We start from the raw sequence: 21,545 nt of genomic DNA, 5'->3' as shown, positions 1-21,545 counted from the left end.
TCGCATGAAGAAGATCCTGATGCTGCACGGCATCAATCACAACATGTTCGGCAAGCGCGATCCCGCGCAGTACGGGACGATCACGCTCGCGCAGATCGATGCGCGGCTGCAAGCGCTGGCGACGGAACTGGGCGTGCAGGTGGAGTCGTTCCAGACCAACGGCGAAGGCGCGATGTGCGAGCGCATCCATCGCGCTTTCGAGGAACGCCAGGACGCGGTGCTGATCAACGCGGGCGCATGGACGCATTACAGCTACGGCATTCGCGATGCCCTGGCGATCCTCACGTGCCCGATCGTCGAGCTGCACATGTCCAACATTCATGCACGCGAGCCGTTCCGGCATCACTCCGTCCTGGCCGAGATCGTCAGCGGGCAGATTTGCGGGTTCGGGGTCCAAAGCTATCTGCTCGCACTGAGGGCCGCGGTTTCGGCGCTCGGCGACGAATAAGCCGATTCCCGCATCGGCTGCCGATGCGGGACCGACGCGCATGCGCAGCCGTCGCCAGCGCGCGGCGTTGCGCACCGCGCGTGCTCGCCGCGCGCCGTATCGACGGGCCGCGGTCTGGTCGCACGACGGAGTCGACACATCGGGCAGTGACGACGCCGCGCATCACCCGCCTTGCCCGGCACGCATATCAATATCCGGAGACGACGATGACCACGACCTTGCGAGACGAGCCCAGGGGCAGGCACCAATCGAGAAAAGCCGCCATCAGCGGCTGGATCGGATCGGTGCTCGAATACTACGATTTCTTCATCTACGCCACGGCATCGGCGCTGATCTTCCCGCAGATATTCTTTCCGCACGGTAGCCCCACCACCGCCATCATCGCGTCGCTGGCCACTTACGGCGTCGGCTACGTGTCCCGCCCGATCGGCGCGTTCGTGCTGGGCCACCTCGGCGATACGCGCGGACGGAAAACCGTCCTGCTGTTCTGCATGTTCCTGATGGGCATCTCGACCGTCGGCGTCGGCCTCCTGCCGACCTATCAGCAAGCCGGGCTGATCGCGCCCGCGTTGCTGGTGACGCTTCGCCTGCTGCAGGGTTTCGCCGTGGCCGGAGAGATCACCGGCGCGAGCTCGATGATCCTGGAGCACGCGCCGTTCGGCCGGCGCGGCTACTTCGTCAGCTTCACGCTGCAGGGCGTGCAGGCCGGGCAAGTGCTGGCCGCCGCCGTGTTCCTGCCGCTCGCCTACTACATGCCGTCCGCGCAATTCGACAGCTGGGGCTGGCGCATTCCGTTCCTGCTGAGTGCGCTGGTCATCGTCGCGGGCCTGATCATTCGCCGCGAGGTCGACGAGTCGCCGGCCTTCGACGAAGCGGTGCGCAACCGGTCGCAAGCCGGCTCGCCGGTGGCCGACGCTTTCAGGCACCACTTTCCCGACATGCTGCGCGTGGCCTGCATGTCGATGATGAACGTGATTCCGGTCGTCGCCACGATCTTCGGCGCGGCCTATGCGGTCCAGCCGGCGTATGGAATCGGATTCCAGAAGGATGTCTATCTCTGGATCACGGTGATGGGCAATATCGTTGCGATGATCGTGATCCCGTTCGTCGGCAACCTGTCCGACCGCGTCGGCCGCCGGCCGCCGATCATCGTCGGCTCGCTGGCCGCCGGGCTGCTCGCGTTCGCCTACCTGTATGCGATCAGCATCCGGAACGTGCCGCTCGCCTTCGTGATGTCGATGCTGATGTGGGGCGTGGTGTACCAGGGCTACAACGCGGTATTTCCCGCCTTTTACCCGGAACTCTTCCCGACCCGCACGCGCGTCTCGGCGATGGCCATCGCGCAGAACCTCGGTACCGCGGCCACGGCGATGCTGCCCGCGCTGTTCACCGCGGTCGCGCCGCCGGGTGCCCATCACGTCTGGCTGATCGTCGGTGCGATCGCGTTCGGCATCACCATGATCGCGTCGCTCGCGGCCTGGAGCGCACGCGAGACCAGTCGCGTCCATTTGAACGATTTGGGGCGAGCGAACGCGCAACCGGTCGGCAAGGCAGAATACGACCTGCTGCGCGCCGAGGCACTGTCGCACGATCGCGTCGTGCGCGAACCCGTGCCCGGATCCGTCGGCGGCTAACCGGCGTTCGGCGGGGCGTCGGGTTCGGCGCCCCTTCCGTCCAGCCATTTCAGCTCGCCGCGGCCGCCCTCGCCGCACGAGCAACCTTGCGTAACCGCTGCCCTTATTCGAAGCTCGATGCCCGATACCGTGTCGAAAACCGCCATGCCGGACACCACGCGACCCGCTCGCCTGAACTTCGCGCTCATGTTGCCGCTTCTGCTGGCGGCCCAGCCGGTGGCGACCGACAGTTACCTGCCGGCGCTGCCCGAAATCGCCGCCACGCTGGGCTCCGCCAGTGTCAGCCTCACGGTTTTCGCGCTGATATTCGGTGTCGGGCAATTGCCGATGGGCAGCCTTGCCGACCGGTTCGGCCGCCGCCCCGTGCTGCTGACCGGCCTTGCGCTCTATGCGCTGACCGCGCTGGCCGCTGCGCTGGCCTCGACCGCGGCGATGCTGGTGGCCGCTCGCGCGATGCAGGGGCTGGCCATGGCCGCGATACTGGTATGCGCGCGTGCGACGGTGCGCGACCGGTATTCGGCGGGCGACGGTCCGTACGTGATGGCGCGCGGTTTCATGGGGATGGGGATGATGGCGTTCCTCGCCCCGCTCCTCGGTGCGTATGTCGCCCAGCAAGCCGGATGGCGATGGGTGCTCGCCGGGATGAGCGTGTATGCGTTCGGGTTGCTCGTCATGTGCTGGTACGGCTTCGAGGAAAGCTTCGTGCGCAGCCCGCCGAGCCGGAACTCGACCCGGGAGGTGCGCGAGATACTCGGCAATGCCCCGTTCAGGGTATGGACGCTGCTGGCCGCGTCGACGTACACCGGCATGTTCTGCTTTCTGCTGCTGTCGCCGACGATCTACATCGGGCAGCTCGGCATCTCGCCCCAGCGTTATGGCTGGATACCGGCAACCGGGACGCTCGTCTACGTGCTGAGTACGTTTGGCTGCCGCGTGTTGCTGCGCCGCCAAAGCATGTTGCGAACGGTACGACAAGGCGCGACGTTGAGCCTGTCCGGCGCGGTGATCCAGGCATTGGGGTGCGCGCTGCTTCCCGGCAGCATCTGGCCGCTGCTCGTCGGGCATGGCGTGTATTGCCTCGGCCACGGCATCCATCAGCCGTGCGGGCAGGCCGGGGCGGTCAGCGGCCTGCCCCACCTTGCAGGCCGCGCCGTCTCCTGGTCCGGCTTCATCATGATGTTCTTCGCGTTCAGCGCGGGCCAGACGGCAGCGAGCTTCACCGATCCGCGCTATCACCTGGGCGCGTGGCCCATGGTGGTGCCGATGCTCGTGGTGGGCGTGACGCTGGTGACGATCGCGTTTGCATGGCTGCCCCGGATCAACCACGCAAGCGCGTGACCGCGTGACATGTCGCGGCACGCTCGCCGCTACTCGACGTTGTCCGAAACGTCCGTCATCCGGATCATGTGCGGCTTGACACCCTCGTCTTCCGCCGTGACGGCCTCCTTCGGATGGATCAGTGCCTCGAGCCGCGCTTTCGTCGCGATGAACTCGGGCGTATTGACCTGCGAGAGGTCGCGCGGCCGCGGCACCGGCACCTCGATCAGTTCCTGCACTCCGCCGGGGTTCGCTTTCAGCACCAGGATCCGGTCGGCCAGAAAAATCGCCTCGTCGAGGTCGTGCGTGATGAACAGGATCGTCACGTCGATGTTGCGCCAGATGTCGAGCAGGTGCGCCTGCATCCGCGCCCGCGTCTGCGCGTCGAGCGCACCGAACGGTTCGTCCATCAGCAGGATCCGCGGACGGTTCGCGAGCGCGCGGGCAATCGCCACACGCTGCTTCATGCCGCCCGACAACTGATGCGGATACACGTCGGCGAAACGCGTCAGCCCGACGAGATCGAGCCACTGCAGCGCCTCGCGCTCGGCCTCGCCGCTGCTGCTGCCGTTCATGCGCAGGCCGAACATCACGTTCTTCTTCACCGTGAGCCACGGAAACAGCGTATAGCCCTGGAACACCATCCCGCGATCGGCGCCCGGCCCCTGCACCGGCTTGCCGTCCAGCAGCACCTCGCCGCTCGACTGCGCCTCGAGCCCGGCCAGGATGCGGATCAACGTCGACTTGCCGCAGCCGGACGGGCCGATCACGCATACGAACTCGCGACGGTGCGTGCGGAAACTGATGTCGTCGAGCGCGATGCATTCGCCTTGCGGCGTCGCGAAACGCTTGCCGACGTGCCGCACGTCGAGTATCACGTCGCGGGCCTTCAGCCGCGCGAAGCGCTCGCGCACCGCGTCGGATTGAACCAGGTAATCGGGAACGGCCTGGGGGTTCTGCATGATGCCCTCTGCGAGAAACGGTCGATGGGGTTGCGTCAACGGATGTCACGCCTTGAGCGTGCGGTCCCACGGAAAGAACCGGCGGCCGAGCAGCCCAAGCACGATGTCGGTGCCGAGGCCGATGATCCCGATCATCAGGATCGCCGCATACACGTTGTCGAAATGCTGGTAGCGCGCCTGCTGGCTGATGTACCACGTGATGCCGGAACTGGTGCCGACGAGTTCGGCGACGATCAGGTAGGTCCATGCCCAGCCGAGCAGGATCCGCTGATCCCGATACAGGTCCGGCAGCACGCCCGGAATCACGACATGCGTGAGCAGCTTCAGCCTCTTCGTGCCGAGCGTCATCGCGGCCTCGAACAGCCCGTATTCGAGCTTGCGCGTGGTATTCGCGATGATCAGCACCTGCTGGAACAGCGTGCCGATCACGATGATCGCGATCTTCGGCGCATCGTAGATGCCGAGTATCGCGACCATCAGCGCGCCGAACGCCGGCGCCGGCAGGTAGCGGAAGAACTCCAGGAACGGCTCCTGCAGCCGCGCGAGCGCGCTGAAGGTGCCGCAGACGATGCCGAGCGGCACGCCGATCGCGGACGAGATCACGAAGCCCCAGAAGATGATGCGGATGCTGTGCCACAGGCTCTCGTGCAGCCATACGCCGTCGCGGGAGGCCGGCGGCGTCGTGAACGCCGTGTAGAACGCACGCAGCACCTGATGCGGCGCCGGCAGGTAGACCGGATTCGCGCGCACGCCTTCGGGCACCGCGGCGTGAGCGGCCCGCGCATGCGCGAGCTCGTCGTCGAACACGTCGCGATCGACCTGCATGCCGGTCTGGAAATAGTCGACGCTGCCCGGATTCGTCACGCGCATTTGCGGATGCCAGACGAACGGCACATAGCTGATCAGGCACCAGACGGCGAACGGCAGCAGGAACGACGCCAGCCCGAGGGTCCATTTGCCGCGCGTCGTCAGCTCGCGGCGCACCGCGAGCCAGCCGGTCGTGTTGCGGGTCGTTGTCATGGGAATCTCCATTTCGGTTTCGGGTACCGGTCGCGCGGCTGCCGCGGCAGCGCGCGACCGTGCAATCAGTGCAATGCGCCGCCGGACTGCGCGCGGTAGGCCCGCCAGCCGCCGAAGCGCGTGATGTCCTGCGCGTCGCCCAGCGCGACGCTCTCGCACAGGAAGCCCTGCACCCGCGAATCGTCGGCGAGCGTAAGCGTGCCGATACCGAGCGGCGCCGCGATGCCGGCGACGAAGCTGCCGTATGCCTCGACCGGCATCTCCCAGATCTCGACCGCGATCGGCGCGCCGCCGTCCGGCACGCGCACGAGGCCCGGCTTCGCCACGCCGCCGCTCGCCTCGGCGGAGAGCGCATAGAGGCGATAGGCGGGCGCCGTCGTGGTGGCGGCGACGAAGCGCGCGCCGCGTTCCGTGAGCTGCCCGTTCAACGGTTCGCCGCGAAGATGCGCGCCGACGACGGCCAGCCGCACGACGCCGGCCGATGCGGCACGCGGCGTGACCGCGGCTGCCGATGGCCGGAGGTCGCCGGCGCTCGCGGCGCCGTCGCCCCACGCGTGCGCGAGATCGAGCAGCCGCGCATCGTCGTGCGCGCGACCGACGAACGTGATGCCGAACGGCAAGCCCGCGTGCGGCCCGGTTTCGCACGTGCCCGCCGGCACCGCGATCGCCGACAGGTCGATCAGGTTCACGAAGTTCGTGTAGTAACCGAAGCGCGAATTGATCGCGATCGGATCGGCTTCGAGCGCGTCGACGGTGGCCGTCGTCGCCGAGGTCGGCATCACGATCGCGTCGAGGCCATCCCACGCGCGGGCCGCGTCGATCCGCAGCGCGGCGAGCCGGTCGAACGCGGTGAACGCATCGGCGGCGCTGAAGCGCGACGCGCCGCCGACGATTTCGCGGATCACCGGATGCAGCGCGTCGGGTTCGCGCGCGGCGAACGCGCCGATCGCGGCGAGCCGCTCGGCCACCCACGGGCCTTCGTACAGCAGCCGCGCGGCGGCCAGGAACGGGCCGAAGTCGATCTCGACGAGTTGCGCGCCGGTCGCGCGAAGCCGCTCGAGCGCCGCCGCCCAGGCCGCGCGATACGATGCGTCGCCGAAGAATTCGAGCTGATCGGCCCGCGGCGTGCCGAAACGCACTTGCCCGAGCGGCCGCGCCGCGTGCGCTCGCAGGCCGTCCGCGCCCAACAGCGGTTGCCACGCGCGCCCGTACGGGTCGCCTTCGGTCACGCCGTGCGCGGCGGCGAACACCGTGCGCGCATCGTCCGCCGAACGCGCGAACACCGATACGCAATCGAGCGACCGGCAGGCCGGCACCACGCCGAGCGTGCTCAGCACGCCGCGCGTCGGCTTGAGCCCGACCAGCCCGTGGAACGCGGCCGGCACGCGCCCCGAGCCGGCCGTGTCGGTGCCGAGCGAGAACGCTGCGACGCCGAGCGCGACCGCCACGGCCGATCCCGAGCTGGAGCCGCCCGACGCGTAGCGCGGATCGAGCGCATTGCGGCACGCGCCGTAAGGCGAGCGCTGCCCCGAGAGCCCGGTCGCGAACTGGTCGAGATTGGTCTTGCCGACGGGAATCGCGCCGGCCGCGATCAGCCGTTCGACGACGGGCGCGCTGCGTGCCGGCGTGTAGGCGTACGCGGGGCAGCCTGCCGTCGTCGGTATGCCGGCGAGGTCGATGTTGTCCTTGATCGCGAACGGCACGCCGTAAAGCGGCAGCGACGCCATGTCGCGACCGGCCAGCGCGTCGGCATACGACGACATCTCGTCGCGCGTCAGCGGCCGGATCCACGCATGGTGCGGATCGCCCGCGTCGAAATGCGCGGCAATCGCATCGACGAGCGCATGCGGCGTCAGGTCGCCCGCCGCGTAGCGCGCGCGCAGCGCGGCAATCGATTGCAGCCCCGGCAGGATCGAGTGCTCCGTCGTGCTCATGCCACCTCCTCGGCGGCACCCGCCTTCATCACCATCAGCCGCTGCCCGGCCACCACCGCCGCGCCGGGCGCGCAATCGATCGTCTCGATCGTGCCGTCTTCCGTTGCCGTCACCGCCACCTCCATCTTCATCGATTCGACGATCGCGACGACCTGCCCTTCGGTCACGCGCTCACCGGCTTCCACCAGCACCTTCCATACGCTGCCCGACACGTCCGCGGCGATCGCCCGCTGCGTATCGTCGAGCGTGGCTGCCGCCGGCGCCGCATGCGCGTCGTCCTGCTCCGTCTCGCCGACGTATTCCGCATGGCCGGCTGCCCGCCACCGCTCGCGTTCGGCGTCGAATGCGGCCTGCTGCGTCGCCTTGAACGCCGCGATCGAGTCGGCCTCGTCGTGCAGGAAGCCGTTGTAGGCGCGCAGATCGAACACGGAATCCTCGATCTTCAGCGTCGCGCGGCCCGCGATGAAATCCGCGCGCAACTCGCTCAATTCGGCCTCGCTGACTTCATAGAAACGGATCTCGTCGAAGAACCGCAGCAGCCACGGCTTGCCGGCTTCGAATTCGCGCGTGCTGCGGTGACGGTTCCACATCTGCACGGTACGGCCGACGAACTGATAGCCGCCGGGCCCTTCCATCCCGTACACGCACAGATACGCGCCGCCGATGCCGACCGCGTTCTCCGGCGTCCAGGTCCGCGCGGGGTTGTACTTGGTCGTCACGAGCCGGTGGCGCGGATCGATCGGCGTCGCGACGGGGGCGCCGAGATAGACGTCGCCGAGTCCCATCACCAGGTAGCGCGCGTCGAACACGATGCGCTTCACGTCGTCGATGCTCGCAAGGCCGTTGATGCGCCGGATGAACTCGATATTGCTCGGACACCACGGCGCGTCGGGCCGCACCGACTGCATGTAGCGCTCGATCGCGACGCGCGTCGACGGGTCGTCCCACGACAGCGGCAGATGCACGATGCGGTTCGGCACGCGCATGTCGGCCACGTCGGGCAATTCGCGCTCGGCGGCCTGCAGATGCTCGAGCAGTGTTTCGAGCGACAGCACGCTTGCATCGAACTGCACCTGAAGCGAACGGATGCCCGGCGTCAGGTCGAGCATGCCGGGCAACCGGTGCGCGTCGAGCCAGCACATGAGGGCGTGCACGCGAAAGCGCAGGTTCAGGTCGAGCACGAGCGGCCCGTATTCGACCAGCACGTTGCGATCGCCCGAGCGCCGATAGACGACGCCGACGCCGCCGGCCGACGGGTCGCGATGCAGCACGCATTCGCCGGGCGCCGCGCAGGCCGCAGCGGCGACGTCGCGCGTCGGCTGCACGATCGCGGCAGCCGGTTTCCCGGCCGACGCGCCCGCACGCACGAACTGCACGGTATCGCCCGGCCGCAACTGCCCGAGCTTCCACAACTCGTCGCGCACGACCGTCACCGGACACACGAAACCGCCGAGGCTCGGCCCGTCCGGGCCGAGAATCACCGGCATGTCGCCGGTGAAGTCGACGGCACCGATCGCATACGCGTTGTCGTGGATGTTCGACGGATGCAGCCCGGCCTCGCCGCCGTCCGCACGCGCCCACCGCGGCTTCGGCCCGATCAGCCGCACGCCGGTGCGGCTGGAGTTGTAGTGGACCGTCCATTGCGTGCCGTGGAGCATCGCGATGTCGTCCGGCGTGAAGAAATCCGGTGCACCGTGCGGGCCATCGAGCACGCCGAGCGTCCACGCATGCGTCAGCGCGGGAACGTCGGCCGCCGACAGCGCCGCGCCCGCGTCGCCGCGCCCGGCGTCCGCGTGCAGATGCAGCACGTCGCCCTTGCGCAGCGCGCGGCCCGCATGGCCGCCGAACTGGCCGAGCGTGAAGGTCGCCTTGCTGCCGAGATAGTCGGGCACCTGCAGCCCGCCCTTGACGACGAGACACGCACGCACGCCCGCGCCCGTCACGCCGCCGAGTTTCAGCACCGCGCCCGCCCGCGCGCGGACGACCTGCCAGAACGGCACGGGCTCGCCGTCGAGCGTGGCCGCGAGCGGCGCGCCGCCGAGCGCGAACAGCGTCGCGGTATTGAAGCGCAGCGTCGCGCCGACCATCGTGAACTCGAGCCCGGCCGCGTCGCGCGGGTTGCCGATCAGCGCGTTGGCGAGATCGAACGCGCGATCGTCCATCGGACCCGACGGCGGCACCCCGACACTCCAGTAGCCGACGCGCCCCGGGGACTGCTGCACGGTGGTCTGCACGCCGCCGTCGAGCACGTCGATCGTGTGCGGCGCGAACGCGAAGCGCGACAGAAAGGCGGTCGTCGGCGCGCCGCGCGCAAACGTGTCGGAGCCGGCCACGGCACGCAGGTAGTCGAGATTGGTCTCGATCCCGTACAGCTCGGTCTGTTCGAGCGCGGCCCGCAGCGCGGCCAGCGCGTCGCGCCGCGTGTCGCCGCGCACGATCAGCTTCGCGAGCAGCGGATCGTAAAACGCGCTGATCTCCGTGCCTGCCTCGATCCAGCCGTCGACCCGCACGTTTTCGGGAAACGCGACGTGCGTGAGCAGCCCGGCACTCGGCTGGAACTGCTTGTGCGGATCCTCCGCATAGAGCCGCACCTGAATGCTCGTGCCGCGCGGCGCAACGGCAAGCGTGTCGAGCGGCGGCAGGTCGCCTTCGGCCTGCAGGATCATCCATTCGACGAGATCGACGCCCGTCACCGCTTCGGTCACGCCATGCTCGACCTGCAGCCGCGTGTTCACCTCGAGGAAATAGAACCGCCGCGCGCTTGCGTCGAACACGAACTCGACCGTGCCGGCCGACGCGTAACCCACCGCGCGCGCCAGCCGCACCGCGCTCGCGTGCAACGCGTCGCGCTCGGCGTCGGTCAGGTCGGGCGCGGGCGTTTCCTCGATCACTTTCTGGTTGCGACGCTGCACCGAGCAATCGCGTTCGCCGAGCGAGATCGCGCCGCCACGGCCGTCGCCGAAGATCTGCACCTCGATGTGCCGCGCGTGTTCGACGAACTTCTCGAGATACACGCCCGCATGCGCGAAGTTCGCGGTGCCGAGCCGCACGACGGATTCGAACGCCGCGGCGAGCTGCGCGGCATCGCGGCACAGCGACATGCCGATGCCGCCGCCGCCGGCGGTGCTTTTCAGCATCACCGGGTAGCCGATCGTGTCGGCTTCGGCGAGCGCCGTCGCCACGTCGTCGAGCAGCCCGGTGCCCGGCAGCAGCGCGACGCCCTGTGCGGCGGCGAGTTCGCGCGCGGTGTGCTTGAGACCGAACGCGCGCATGTGATCGCCGCGCGGCCCGATGAAGCGCAGGCCGGCCGCTTCGCATGCGTCGGCGAAACCGGCATGCTCGGACAGGAAGCCGTAGCCGGGGTGCACCGCCTGCGCGCCGGTCTCGCGCGCGGCCGCGAGGATCGCCTCGACGTTCAGATAGCTGTCGGCTGCCGGTGCCGGCCCGACTCGCACGGCCTCGTCGGCGCGCGCCACGTGGCGCGCGTCGCGATCGGCGTCCGAATAGATCGCGACCGACGCGATGCCGAGGCGCTTCAGCGTGCGGATCACGCGGCAGGCGATTTCGCCGCGGTTCGCGACGAGTACTTTGGAGAATCTCATGCGGCCTCCCAGATCGTCAGCCGCACGGGCGTCGGGTTGTAGCCGTTGCACGGATTGTTGAGCTGCGGGCAGTTCGAGATCAGCACCGTAACGTCCATCTCCGCGCGCATCTCGACGTATTTGCCGGGCGCGGAGATGCCGTCCTCGAACGTGAGCCCGCCGCGCGGCGTGACGGGTACGTTCATGAAGAAATTGACATTGCCGACCAGGTCGCGCTTGGTGAGCCGCGCGCCGGTTCCGCACGTGCAGTGCGCGATCGCGTTGAGGAAACTGTCGCGGCAGTTGTGCATGTAGCGTTTGTCGAGCGCATAGCGCACCGTGTTGCTCTCGGCCGCGCAGGCGCCGCCGAGCGTGTCGTGGCGGCCGCACGTATCGGCGACGATCGTCGCCATCGGATTGCCGCGGCTCGAGACGAGCACGCTGCCCGCGCTCAGGTACAGGTTGCGCTGCGCACGGATCGTGTCCTGCGCACTGTAGCGCTCCTCGGGATCGTCGGAGCGGTAGAACAGCGTATCGACGGCCTGGTTGCCCTCGAGGTCGAGAATGCGCAGGACCTGCCCGCGCTTCAGGTCGTACAGCCACGGGTCGCCCGCGTTCAGCGTGACGTCGTGGATTGCGTCGCGCGGGTCGAGACGGCTTTCGATGATCGGCATGGCCTCGCTCCTTATGCGAACAGACGGTCGGTGTTGGCGAAGCCGCGCGTGTTCTCGGCGCACGCGCGCCGGCACGGGTCGTCGTCGGGCGCCGCGCCATCGGCCGGATACGCGCGGTACGCGATCAGCTTCACGGCCTTCGGCGCATAGTCGGGGCGCGGATCGAACGGATGCGGCGCGGTCGAGAACGCCGCGAGCGTGTTCATCTCGAAGCGCAGGTCCAGCGCGCTGCCGGCCGGCGAATGTCCCGCGACGAAATCGAGCGCGCCGTCCTCGCGCGTGTCCAGCTTGCTGAAGAAGTTGACGTTCGCGGCCAGGTCACGCGCCGACAGCCCGTATTTCGCGAGCTCGAGCACGAGACTGTCGCGGCCGTTGCGGATCATCGCGTTGCGATCGGCCTGGTACGACGTCGTGCCGTACTTGTGCGCAAACAACCGCGCATCGCCGACGCCGCCGAGCGGGTCGTGCCAGCCGAGCGTATCGGCGGTGATCGACGCGATCACGCGCCCCATATCCGTGTACAGCGCATGGCCGCGCGTGAGATGCGCGGTGTGCTGCGCCTTCAGCGTGTCGGCCATGTTGTAACGTTCGAGCAGGTCTTCCTGGCGATGAAAGACGGCAGACAGGTTTGCGCCGCCGTCGACGTCGACGATGCGCAGCGCGAGACCGCGGCGCAGGATGCCGGACCAATGGGTTCCGGCAGGAATCAGCGTTTCCCACGCGACGTGCGGCGGTGGCGCGAGGACAGAGACGGGGGTGGCTTGGGGGCTCGGCGACATGGCGGCTCCGGGGTCGGTTGGACAAAAGGCGTGAGAGGGCGACCGAACGACATCGCGACCTCCCGGGCTTTTATCCCTCCGTGGAGCCTCGCCGTTTCCTCGCATCGAGGCAAAGGCAAGACCGGATTGCTCTCGGACCAGGCATCGCGCGGCGTACGCCGCACGACCGGAACCCTAGCGATCCTGAAGATGATGCAAATTGCTTCGCACCTCTCGAACGTCGATCAAGCGAATTGCGTGCCAACGTCCTCGCCCCGACCGCACGACGCCGCATGGCGGCGCGCCGACACCCGGCATGCGCGAAGCCGCCGCGTCCGCTTGCCCCCGCACCGGGCGCGCGGCGCACCACACACACGCGAACGCGCACCGGCGCAGTGCGTGCAATGCGATCGCGCATGGTGCGATACACGGTGGCACGGGCATTGCTGAATCGGCACACCGTCACTCGATGTCCCGCCCCTCATGAACAAGCTCGACCTGCTCCGGCGCGTATTGACCGCGCTGTTCGCCGCCCGCTTCATCGAACTTCAGCGCGCCACGCGCCGCCGCTGAAACGCGCCGCCGCGTGCCGTTGGCACGCTTCTCGCTCGGCATGACGCCGAGAGGTGCGGCGGCGTCGCATCTTAGGGGTGCTAGGGTTCCGGTTCACCGAACGTCTGGTCCGAGAGCAGCCCGGCGCGGGTTCGTCCGATCGCGAGAGCGGACGCGCATGCGCTACACGGCGGGACAAAAGCCCGGGAGATTGGCGATGGCAACGGCCATCGTGCCTCTCCGTGGCCGCTTTTTCCGTTCCGCATCCGCAGGAACCGGTCACGCAGTCGGACCGTGCGTTCGCGCGCGGTCCGTATCGACGATCCCGATCCCGGTCTCCTGGAGAACAACGATGACCCGTCCCGCCCCGGCGTTCCGCCGCCTGTCGTCCTTCCGTTTTGTCCGCCACGCAGTGGGGGCCGCCGTCGCGGCTGCCGCGCTGTGGGCGGCCCCCGCCGCGCAAGCCGCCGCCCCGCTGAAGATCGGCTACAGCGACTGGCCCGGCTGGGTCGCGTTCCAGGTCGCGCTCGACAAGGGCTGGTTCAAGGAAGCCGGCGTCGACGTCGATTTCGAATGGTTCGATTACTCGGCGTCGCTCGACGCGTTTTCGGCGGGCAAGCTCGACGCGGTCGCGGCGACCAACGGCGATGCGCTCGTCACCGGCGCGTCCGGCGCGAAGAACGTGATGATCCTGCTGACCGACTATTCGGCCGGCAACGACATGATCGTCGCGAAGCCGCCGTTGCGCACCGTCGAGGCGCTGAAGGGCAAGAAGGTCGGCGTGGAACTCGGCCTCGTCGACCACCTGCTGCTTGAAACCGCGCTGCAGAAGCACGGGCTCAAGAACAGCGACGTCACGCTCGTGAATGCGAAAACCAACGAACTGCCGCAGGTGCTCGGCTCGTCGGCCGACATCGCCGCGGTGGCCGCGTGGCAACCGAATGCGGGCGAAGCGTTGAAGCGCGCGCCGGGCGCGCGGGCGATCTTCACGTCGGCCGATGCGCCGGGGCTGATCTACGACGCGATCACGGTCGCGCCGACGAGCCTCGCCGCGCGCCGGGCCGACTGGGCGAAGGTGGTCAAGGTCTGGTATCGCTGCGTCGCGTACATCAACGATCCGAAGACGCAGGGCGACGCGGTCAAGATCATGTCGGCACGCGTCGGACTCGCGCCGGAACAATACCTTCCGCTGCTGAAGGGCACGCACCTGCTCGACGAGGCCGCCGCGAAACGTGCGTTCCGCAAGGGCGACGGGCTCGACTCCCTCTACGGCTCGACGCGCAACGCGAACGCGTTCAACGTGCGCAACGCCGTGTACAAGCAGTCGCAGGACGTCGACGCGTACATCGATCCGCGGTTCACCGCGCCGCATTGACGGCGGCCGGCCCGCGTGCCGCCCCGGTTACCGATCCGGCCGTTCCCGACGAACGGCCGCGCGGTGGCCGCCGCGGGCCGACTGTCGAATCGGCGCACGCTGCCACCAGCCGGTCGCGAGCAACAGCGCAGGATCTCTAACGCAGAAATCCGGATGCACCATCCCACAGCAGTTTCAGGGCCGTGACCAGCAGCAGGCCATAACAGGCTCGGTACATCTGACGCTGGTTCAGCCTGTCATGCAGGCGCCAGCCCAGCCAGACGCCCGCGGGAATGGCGGGAAGGCAGATGGCCATCAACGCCCAGACAGCGCCCGTCGGCCTCGCCAGCGCCAGCCAGGGCAACGCCTTGAGGAGGTTGCCTACCGTGAAAAACATGCTGGTCGTCCCCGCATACATCTGCTTGCCGAGACCGAGCGGCAGCAGGTACATCGCCAACGGCGGCCCTCCGGAGTGCGCGACCATCGTGGTAATGCCCGAGGTCATGCCGGCTGCGACCGCTTTGCGCGACGAGCGCGCACGCACCACGACTTCACCCCCTCGCATGAACCACATTCCGACGAACGTCAGTGTCACGATGGCCATCACGATGGCGATTGCCCGGTGGTCCAGCCCGCGAAACAGCACATAACCGATCCCGATGCCGACGACCAGTCCGGGCACCAGCCACACGAGGTCGGGCTTGGACCAGGTCGACGGCTTCCAGTACCGCAGACCGAACAGATCCATTGCAATGAACAGCGGCGCAAGCAAGCCGCCCGCCGTGACGGGATCCATGACGAGCGACAGCAGCGGGATGCCGACGATGGCGAAACCGCCACCGAAGGCGCCCTTCATGAAGCAGATCAGGAAAACACCGGCGAAAGTGATGAGGATGACAGTGACGTTCAGTTCCATGTTGCCTCCCTTCCCTTCACCTCGGTAACGGGAAGCGTATTCAGTGAGATCGACCCCGCAAACGACGGCGCATGCAGTCCGGCCCGCCGGGTCGGTTTGACGTTCGCGCTGACCGTCAGTGCGGCGATCTGCCGGAAATCGCGGGTCTGGCTTGAATCGACAACGCATCGTAGTTCGCCATGTCAGTACAATCAAATTATTGTCATGAATACATCCGGCGATGTCTTGGACGTGCAGCAGCCTGCCGGGCCGGCTCCCTTCAGGTCTTTTCCGGGCCGGCAAGCGTCATCCGGATCGCTGGTTTCGGCGTATGTAAATCTGTCGAATTGCGCCGTAATTTCTGATCCTGGAGGCGCGTGACCTGCACAAATGTCGATGCGTAAAGGCGAGCGACTGCGACAAGACGCGAGAAGCGTTGGTATCACGCGCGATGTTTGGAAGATAATCGGTACATTCAAACGATTGTATTGAATCGACATGCCTCGACTTCGCTACAAGGAAGTGGTTGACCGGTTCGCGGCGGACATCCACGAAGGTCGACTGCGTCCCGGAACCCGACTGCCGACCCACCGCGATCTCGCCGCCCGAGAGGGCCTGTCGCTCGCGACCGCCACGCGCGTCTACGCCGAGCTCGATGCAATGGGATTGGTCAGCGGTGAAACCGGCCGCGGCACGTTTGTGAAGGAAGTACTTCCGCGCGGTCATGGCGTCGATCTCCAGGCCTGGAACGACGGCGCGATCGACCTGAACTTCAACAACCCTTCCATGCCGGGTCAGGGCGAGCTTCTGAGAACGGCGCTGCGAGAGCTGGCGGGATCAGGCAACCTGGACGCATTGCTTCGCTACCATCCCCATGGCGGGCGGCCGCACGAGCGGGAGACCATGGCCCGCCATCTGACGAGCCGCGGCTTGTCGGCGTCACCCGAGAACACGGTGCTCGTGAGCGGCGCACAGCACGGGCTCACGGCGACCGCCATGGCATTGCTCGACCCCGGCGACGTCGTCGCGGTGGACGCGCTGACGTACCCCGGTTTCAAGCTGACCGCCGAGGCTTTCCGGCTCGAACTCGTGACGATTCCAGGTGCGGCAGACGGCCCCGATCTGGATGCCCTGGCGAAATTGTGCCGGCGAAGACGGGTGCGCGCGATGTACACGATGCCGACCCTGCATAACCCGCTGGGATGGGTGGTGAGCGCCCGTCAAAGGCGTCATCTGGTGTCCATTGCCCGGCAACACGGACTGATCCTGATCGAGGATGCGGCTTATGCCTTTCTGGAGAAGCGTCCGCCGCCGCCGCTTGCGATGCTTGCGCCCGAACTGACGGTGTACGTGTCCAGCTTGTCGAAGAGCGTCGCGACGGGGCTGCGCATCGGCATGGTCAGCGCACCGCGCGACTGGGTCGGCAAACTGGAACGCACGATCCGGGCGACCGTCTGGAACACGCCCGCCGCCATGACGGCGATTGCCTGCGGCTGGATCGAGGACGGCACCGTTGCAAGGCTCGAAGCGGAGAAACGGCGTGACGCTTCCCTGCGCCAGGCCGTCGTGAGCGAAGTCCTCGGTCATTTGAAGCCGGTCCGTCACTCCTCGTCGTACTTCGTCTGGCTGCCGCTGCCACACGAGGTTCGGGCGGATGCCGTTGCGAAGGCGTTGCTGCGTGAGCGCATCTCGGTGTCGACGGCACATCCCTTTGCTGCGTCGAGACACGTTCCGCACGCCGTTCGCCTGGCACTGGGTTCGGTCGACCTCGACACGCTCCGGCGTTCCCTCGAGACAGTCGCGAACGTGGTGAAAGACCATACTGATCGGTAGTCCGTCTTGTCCCGGCCGGCATTGCCGGCCTGCGAACGCCGGATCTCGTCCCACCTGCCGGTCACCTCCCGCCGCCGCATCGAGTCGCCGTCCGGCGTCGGTCCGATTCCGTGCCACGGCCCGACGCCCCGAAGTCACCGCGCAAAGAACAAACGGGGCGCACCGGATCGCCTCTCCCGATCTCGACTGCAAGCCATGGCTCGCCTTCCCGCAGCGTCAATCCGTTCGCCGCCGGGCTCGCAACCGGACGCAGGTCGACTCCGCGTCGCGAGGCGCCGGGCGATACCTTCATCGCCCGGCGCGCTCATGCCTCCGTCGTCACGCTGGCGCTGGGTTCGAGCGCGGAACGGCTTTCTCCTGCCGCGGGCCGGATCTTGAACCAGATCGAGTACATGGCCGGCAGAAACACCAGCGTCAGAATCGTTCCGGCGAAGGTTCCTCCGATCAGCGTATAGGCCAGCGTGCCCCAGAACACGGAATGGGTCAGCGGAATGAACGCCAGCATCGCGGCAACCGCCGTCAGGATCACCGGCCGCGAGCGCTGCAGGGTCGCCTCCACCACCGCATCGAACGGCATCATGCCCGCGTGCGTGTTCACCTCGATCTGGCCGATCAGGATCAGCGTGTTGCGCATCAGGATGCCGGACAGCGCAATGAGCCCGACCAAGGCGTTGATGCCGAAGGGCTGATTGAACAGCAGAAGCGTCGGCACCACGCCGATCAGACCCAGCGGACTGGTCGCGAACACCATCATGGTCGCGGCAATCGAGCGCGTCTGGAAAATGATGATGAGCAGCGTCAGCGCGATCATGATCGGGAACAGCGGCGCGAGTGCATTGGTCGCCTTGTTGGCCTCCTCGATGGAGCCGGCCTCCTCGATCCGGTAGCCGCCCGGCAGCTTCGCGATGATGGGCTGCAGCTGCGCGAGCATCGCGGTCGACACATCGGGCGGTTGCAATCCTTCGGCGATATCGCCGCGCACGGTGATCGTCGGCGTTCGATCGCGACGGCGCAGGATCGGATCCTCCATGCGGATGTCGACCTTGCCGACCTGCGAGAGCGGCACCCGCTGCCCCGCGGTACCGACCAGCGTGAATCCTTCGATCCGTTGCGGGTCGAGCCGGGTGTCTCCCGCCGAACGCGCGACCAGTTCCACCGAACGAATGTCCTCGCGCACGTGCGTGATGGGAATCCCGGTCAGCAGGAATTGCAGTTGCTGCGCGACCGAACTGGACGTCAGCCCGAACGACCCGAGACGAGTCTGATCGAGCGTGAAGTGCACGGTGGGTACGCGCGGCCCCCAGTCGGCGTTCACCGTTCGCATCATCGGGCTGGCGTTCATCGTCCGTTCGACCTGTGCGGCGATCGTGCGCAACGTCCCCGCGTCCGGGCCCATGACCCTGAACGCGACGGGGTAAGGCGAGTAAGGGCCGAACACCAGCTGCGTGACGCGAACCTGCGCCCCGGGCACCAGGCCTGCGGCGACGACCTTGCGCAGACGGAATTTGAGCGCTTCACGTTGACGCTCGTCGTTCGTGCGGATCACGATCTTCGAGAAGGACGAATCCGGCAGCTCCGGAGACATCGCCAGATAGAAGCGCGGCGCGCCCTGCCCGATGTACGAGGTCACGATCTGCGCTTCCGGCTGCTTCGCGAGCCACGCCTCGACCTTTTCCGTTGCCGACGCGGTCTGCTCGATCGAAGTCCCGTAGGGCATCTGCACTTCGACGAGCACTTCCGGGCGATCGGACGTCGGGAAGAACTGCTTCTTCACCAGTCCCATGCCCATCACGGCGATCACGAACGATGCCACCACGATCCCGGCGACCATCCACTTGCGGCCGATCACGCGCCCGAGGAAACGGCGAAAGCGCTGGTAGTTCCGCGTGTTGTAGATCGCCTCGTGGCCGCCTTCGATCACGGCGATGTCGGGCAACAGCTTGACGCCGAGGTACGGCGTGAAGACGACGGCCACGACCCACGACGTGATCAACGCGATGCCGACGATCCAGAACATGTTGCTCGTGTATTCGCCCGCCGTCGAGCGCGCGAAGCCGTTCGGCATGAAGCCGACCGCCGTGACCAGCGTGCCCGACAGCATCGGCGCGGCCGTGTGGCTCCACGCATAAGCCGACGCCTGGACGCGGTTGTAGCCCTCCTCCATTTTCACGACCATCATTTCGATGGCGATGATCGCGTCGTCGACGAGCAGGCCCAGCGCGAGAATCAGCGAACCGAGCGTGATGCGGTCGAAGCTCTTGTCCGTGGCGGCCATCACGACGAAGACCCCCGCGAGCGTCAGCGGCACCGCCGCCGACACGACGATGCCGACGCGCCATCCCATGCTCGCGAAGCTCACGACCATCACCACGAGCAGCGCGACGAAGAACTTGACCATGAATTCGTCGACGGCCGAATGGATATTGACGGCCTGGTCGGTCACCTTCGTGAGGCTCATGCCGAGCGGCATCCCGCCGTTGATCGATGCGACCTCCGCGTCGAGCGCCTTGCCGAGGTTGAGCCCGTTCCAGCCGTCCCGCATCACGACGCCGAGCAGCAACGCCGGTTCGCCGTTGTTGCGAATCTGGAACGTGGCCGGGTCTTCGTAACCGCGTTCGACGGTCGCCACATCGGAAAGCTTCAGCGTGCGGCCCTGAACGACGATCGGCGTGTCACGAATGGTCTGCAGCTTGTCGAACGCGCCTTCGACGCGAATGAAGACCTGCGCGCCCGCCGTATCGATCGAACCGGCCGGCGTCAGAACGTTCTGGTTGTTCAACGCGGCGAAGATCTCCTGCGGCGTCACGCCGAGCGTCGCGAGCCGGTCGTGCGAAAACGAGACGTAGATCCGTTCCGCCTGCTCGCCGATGATGTTCACCTTCTTGACGCCCGGCACATGAAGAAGCCGCTGGCGCAATCCCTCGGCGTCGCGCACCAGCACTCGTTGCGGCTCGCCTTTCGCCTTCAGCGCGAACAGCGCGAACGTCACGTCGGAGTACTCATCGTTGACGAGCGGGCCGATCACGCCGGGCGGCAGGTTGCCCGCTTCGTCATGCAGCTTCTTGCGCGCCTGATAGAACTCCTCGGGCACGTCCGCGGGCGGCGTACTGTCGAGCAAGGTCACGGTGGTGAAGGCCAGCCCCGGACGCGTATAGGTCTCGGTCCGGTCGTACCAGCGCAGTTCCTGCATGCGCTTTTCGAGCGGCTCGGCCACCTGGTCCTGCATTTCCTGCGCGGTCGCGCCGGGCCACGCCGTGATGACCGTCATCGACTTGACGGTAAAGGGCGGATCTTCGGCCCGCCCCAGTTTCAGGAAGGCCACCACGCCGGCGATCGAAATCAGGATGATCAGAAACAGCGTGACCGAGCGCTCCCGCACCGCGAGCGCCGACAAGTTGAAGCCGCTCATCGCGCCGCTCCTTGCGCGGCGACGGATGCCGCGATCATCTTGTCACTGGCGAGACGCACCTGCTCTCCGTCGTGCAACAACTGGGCACCGAGCGCGACGACCTGATCGTCGTCGCGAAGGTCGCCCGTCACCGTCGCACTGTCGTCGCTCAATGCGGTGACGCGCACCTTGCGCCAGGTCACGCGCGACTGGGCCCGGTCGACCGTCCAGACCCCGGTGCCCGTGCCTGGATCGAACACCGCGCCGACCGGTACCACCATGCCGGCGGGTGCCTGGCCGGCATCGCCTGCGAGATCGAGCGTCACGGTCGCGCCGAGCGGCGCATTCGACAGCGCGCCCTGGAGAACGTATCGCGCCTCGTAGGTCCGTGTCAGCCGATCGGCGGAGTCGGAGAGCTGGCGCAGGACGGCGGGAACGGGCTTCTGGGCCGCGCCGTACAGCGTCGCCTCGGCGATCGAGCCGGATGCGGGACGCAGCGTCTCGGGAAGCTGGACGACGGCCTCGCGGGGGCCGGCATGCGCGAGCCGCACGACGATTTGTCCCGGCGCGACGACCTGGCCGGGCTCCGCCAGCGTCTCGACCACCACGCCGTCGGCGTCCGCCATGACGACGGCGTAGCCGGACGCGTTGTTGGCGAGCACCGCCTGCGCCTGCGCCGCGACGAGCTGGGCCTTGGCGGAGTCGGCCGCCGCCTTGAGCTGGTCATAGGTCGATGCCGAAACCGCGCCGGCCGCGACGAGATCCCGATAGCGCGCCTCGTCGGCGGCCGTCTGCGTCGCGCGCGCCTGGGCGGCATCCACGAGCTTCTGCTGCGCACGGGCCTGCAGCCCCAGGTCGATCGGATCGATGCGCATCAGCGGCTGGCCGCGCTTGACCGTCTGGCCCGCGTCGACCAGCCGCTCGATGACCTTGCCCTGAACCCGGAAACCGAGATCGCTCTGAACGCGGGCGCCCACGACACCCGAAAACGACCGGCTCGCCCCCGCCGCGCCGTGAACGGCGCTCGTACGCACAAGTGGCGCCTCGGTGCGCGGATCGGCGGCCGGATGCTCGCCGCATGCCGCGAGCGCAAGCGAAGCCACGCCCAATGTGTAGACAAAATGATGGCGCCGGAACATGAGGTCCCCTCTCGCAAAGAACAGGAGCCCTCATTCTGATACTAGTGACCAATTCA

Annotated in this window: 14 protein-coding genes and 2 riboswitches; of the genes, 5 read left to right on the top strand and 9 right to left on the bottom strand. The window is 67.5% G+C overall.

Features of this window, described 5'->3' with window-relative positions; all coding sequences use genetic code 11:
- The first annotated feature begins 4 nt into the window (after window positions 1-4).
- From aroQ to AC0KUR_RS32690, 3 genes are all read left to right on the top strand, one after another.
- Window positions 5-448: a type II 3-dehydroquinate dehydratase gene (aroQ, locus tag AC0KUR_RS32700; RefSeq protein ID WP_034190458.1), complete on the top strand. Its 444-nt coding sequence runs from the start codon at window positions 5-7 to the stop codon at window positions 446-448.
- 206 nt (window positions 449-654) lie between these two features.
- Complete coding sequence (locus AC0KUR_RS32695; protein ID WP_124609965.1) at window positions 655-2,082, top strand: MFS transporter; 1,428 nt, start codon at window positions 655-657, stop codon at window positions 2,080-2,082.
- A gap of 144 nt (window positions 2,083-2,226) precedes the next feature.
- The gene (locus AC0KUR_RS32690; protein ID WP_343728022.1) at window positions 2,227-3,420 is read left to right on the top strand and encodes an MFS transporter; all 1,194 of its coding nucleotides are present in this window, start codon (window positions 2,227-2,229) and stop codon (window positions 3,418-3,420) included.
- 29 nt (window positions 3,421-3,449) lie between these two features.
- Here the strand turns inward: AC0KUR_RS32690 and AC0KUR_RS32685 are convergent, their stop codons facing one another.
- From AC0KUR_RS32685 to AC0KUR_RS32660, 6 genes are all read right to left on the bottom strand, one after another.
- Window positions 3,450-4,361 carry an ABC transporter ATP-binding protein gene (locus tag AC0KUR_RS32685; protein ID WP_049028185.1) on the bottom strand — a complete coding sequence of 304 codons (912 nt, stop codon included), beginning with the start codon at window positions 4,359-4,361 and terminating at the stop codon, window positions 3,450-3,452.
- Between the two features lie 45 nt (window positions 4,362-4,406).
- Window positions 4,407-5,381, bottom strand: a complete 975-nt coding sequence (locus AC0KUR_RS32680; RefSeq protein WP_473376937.1) for an ABC transporter permease — start codon at window positions 5,379-5,381, stop codon at window positions 4,407-4,409.
- A gap of 65 nt (window positions 5,382-5,446) precedes the next feature.
- Window positions 5,447-7,315, bottom strand: a complete 1,869-nt coding sequence (gene atzF, locus AC0KUR_RS32675; RefSeq protein WP_473376936.1) for an allophanate hydrolase — start codon at window positions 7,313-7,315, stop codon at window positions 5,447-5,449.
- Window positions 7,312-10,917, bottom strand: coding sequence for an urea carboxylase (gene uca / locus AC0KUR_RS32670; protein WP_473376935.1), 3,606 nt, complete (start codon window positions 10,915-10,917; stop codon window positions 7,312-7,314). Before uca ends, atzF begins: the two co-directional genes overlap by 4 nt.
- Window positions 10,914-11,570: an urea amidolyase associated protein UAAP2 gene (locus AC0KUR_RS32665; RefSeq protein ID WP_034190452.1), complete on the bottom strand. Its 657-nt coding sequence runs from the start codon at window positions 11,568-11,570 to the stop codon at window positions 10,914-10,916. The genes uca and AC0KUR_RS32665 overlap by 4 nt, the downstream gene beginning before the upstream one ends.
- 11 nt (window positions 11,571-11,581) lie before the next feature.
- Entirely contained in the window at window positions 11,582-12,349 is a 768-nt protein-coding gene (locus AC0KUR_RS32660; protein WP_034190451.1) for an urea amidolyase associated protein UAAP1, read from the bottom strand.
- Window positions 12,350-12,406: 57 nt separating this feature from the next.
- A riboswitch (guanidine-I (ykkC/yxkD leader) is annotated at window positions 12,407-12,538 on the bottom strand.
- A 432-nt stretch (window positions 12,539-12,970) separates the two neighbouring features.
- A riboswitch (guanidine-I (ykkC/yxkD leader) is annotated at window positions 12,971-13,092 on the top strand.
- Window positions 13,093-13,232: 140 nt separating this feature from the next.
- On the opposite strand from AC0KUR_RS32660, the gene AC0KUR_RS32655 reads away from it, so the two are divergent.
- Window positions 13,233-14,255, top strand: coding sequence for an ABC transporter substrate-binding protein (locus AC0KUR_RS32655; RefSeq protein ID WP_124609961.1), 1,023 nt, complete (start codon window positions 13,233-13,235; stop codon window positions 14,253-14,255).
- A gap of 136 nt (window positions 14,256-14,391) precedes the next feature.
- On the opposite strand, the gene AC0KUR_RS32650 is transcribed toward AC0KUR_RS32655, so the two are convergent.
- Window positions 14,392-15,150 carry a sulfite exporter TauE/SafE family protein gene (locus AC0KUR_RS32650; RefSeq protein ID WP_473376934.1) on the bottom strand — a complete coding sequence of 253 codons (759 nt, stop codon included), beginning with the start codon at window positions 15,148-15,150 and terminating at the stop codon, window positions 14,392-14,394.
- 477 nt (window positions 15,151-15,627) lie between these two features.
- Between AC0KUR_RS32650 and AC0KUR_RS32645 the strand changes: the two genes are divergently transcribed.
- Window positions 15,628-16,962, top strand: a complete 1,335-nt coding sequence (locus tag AC0KUR_RS32645; protein ID WP_034190448.1) for an aminotransferase-like domain-containing protein — start codon at window positions 15,628-15,630, stop codon at window positions 16,960-16,962.
- Between the two features lie 304 nt (window positions 16,963-17,266).
- On the opposite strand, the gene AC0KUR_RS32640 is transcribed toward AC0KUR_RS32645, so the two are convergent.
- Together AC0KUR_RS32640 and AC0KUR_RS32635 are read right to left on the bottom strand one after the other, a co-directional pair.
- A complete protein-coding gene (locus AC0KUR_RS32640) occupies window positions 17,267-20,371 on the bottom strand; it encodes an efflux RND transporter permease subunit (protein ID WP_473376933.1) in 3,105 nt (1,034 codons plus the stop codon).
- Window positions 20,368-21,489 (bottom strand): efflux RND transporter periplasmic adaptor subunit, encoded by a 1,122-nt coding sequence (locus AC0KUR_RS32635; protein ID WP_473376932.1) that lies wholly within the window; start codon window positions 21,487-21,489, stop codon window positions 20,368-20,370. Before AC0KUR_RS32635 ends, AC0KUR_RS32640 begins: the two co-directional genes overlap by 4 nt.
- Between the last annotated feature and the right edge of the window lie 56 nt (window positions 21,490-21,545).

The sequence above is a fragment of the Burkholderia sp. YHN3-13 genome, assembly GCF_055810675.1.
Note: the sequence above shows the minus strand (reverse complement) of the source record. Positions and strands in the feature narration are given on the sequence as shown.

Bases quoted from the DNA above. Each gene is read 5' to 3' on its own strand.
- aroQ (WP_034190458.1), top strand. From the start codon at position 5: ATGAAGAAGATCCTGATGCTGCACGGCATCAATCACAACATGTTCGGC.
- AC0KUR_RS32695 (WP_124609965.1), top strand. From the start codon at position 655: ATGACCACGACCTTGCGAGACGAGCCCAGGGGCAGGCACCAATCGAGA.
- AC0KUR_RS32690 (WP_343728022.1), top strand. From the start codon at position 2,227: ATGCCGGACACCACGCGACCCGCTCGCCTGAACTTCGCGCTCATGTTG.
- AC0KUR_RS32685 (WP_049028185.1), bottom strand. From the start codon at position 4,361: ATGCAGAACCCCCAGGCCGTTCCCGATTACCTGGTTCAATCCGACGCG.
- AC0KUR_RS32680 (WP_473376937.1), bottom strand. From the start codon at position 5,381: ATGACAACGACCCGCAACACGACCGGCTGGCTCGCGGTGCGCCGCGAG.
- atzF (WP_473376936.1), bottom strand. From the start codon at position 7,315: ATGAGCACGACGGAGCACTCGATCCTGCCGGGGCTGCAATCGATTGCC.
- uca (WP_473376935.1), bottom strand. From the start codon at position 10,917: ATGAGATTCTCCAAAGTACTCGTCGCGAACCGCGGCGAAATCGCCTGC.
- AC0KUR_RS32665 (WP_034190452.1), bottom strand. From the start codon at position 11,570: ATGCCGATCATCGAAAGCCGTCTCGACCCGCGCGACGCAATCCACGAC.
- AC0KUR_RS32660 (WP_034190451.1), bottom strand. From the start codon at position 12,349: ATGTCGCCGAGCCCCCAAGCCACCCCCGTCTCTGTCCTCGCGCCACCG.
- AC0KUR_RS32655 (WP_124609961.1), top strand. From the start codon at position 13,233: ATGACCCGTCCCGCCCCGGCGTTCCGCCGCCTGTCGTCCTTCCGTTTT.
- AC0KUR_RS32650 (WP_473376934.1), bottom strand. From the start codon at position 15,150: ATGGAACTGAACGTCACTGTCATCCTCATCACTTTCGCCGGTGTTTTC.
- AC0KUR_RS32645 (WP_034190448.1), top strand. From the start codon at position 15,628: ATGCCTCGACTTCGCTACAAGGAAGTGGTTGACCGGTTCGCGGCGGAC.
- AC0KUR_RS32640 (WP_473376933.1), bottom strand. From the start codon at position 20,371: ATGAGCGGCTTCAACTTGTCGGCGCTCGCGGTGCGGGAGCGCTCGGTC.
- AC0KUR_RS32635 (WP_473376932.1), bottom strand. From the start codon at position 21,489: ATGTTCCGGCGCCATCATTTTGTCTACACATTGGGCGTGGCTTCGCTT.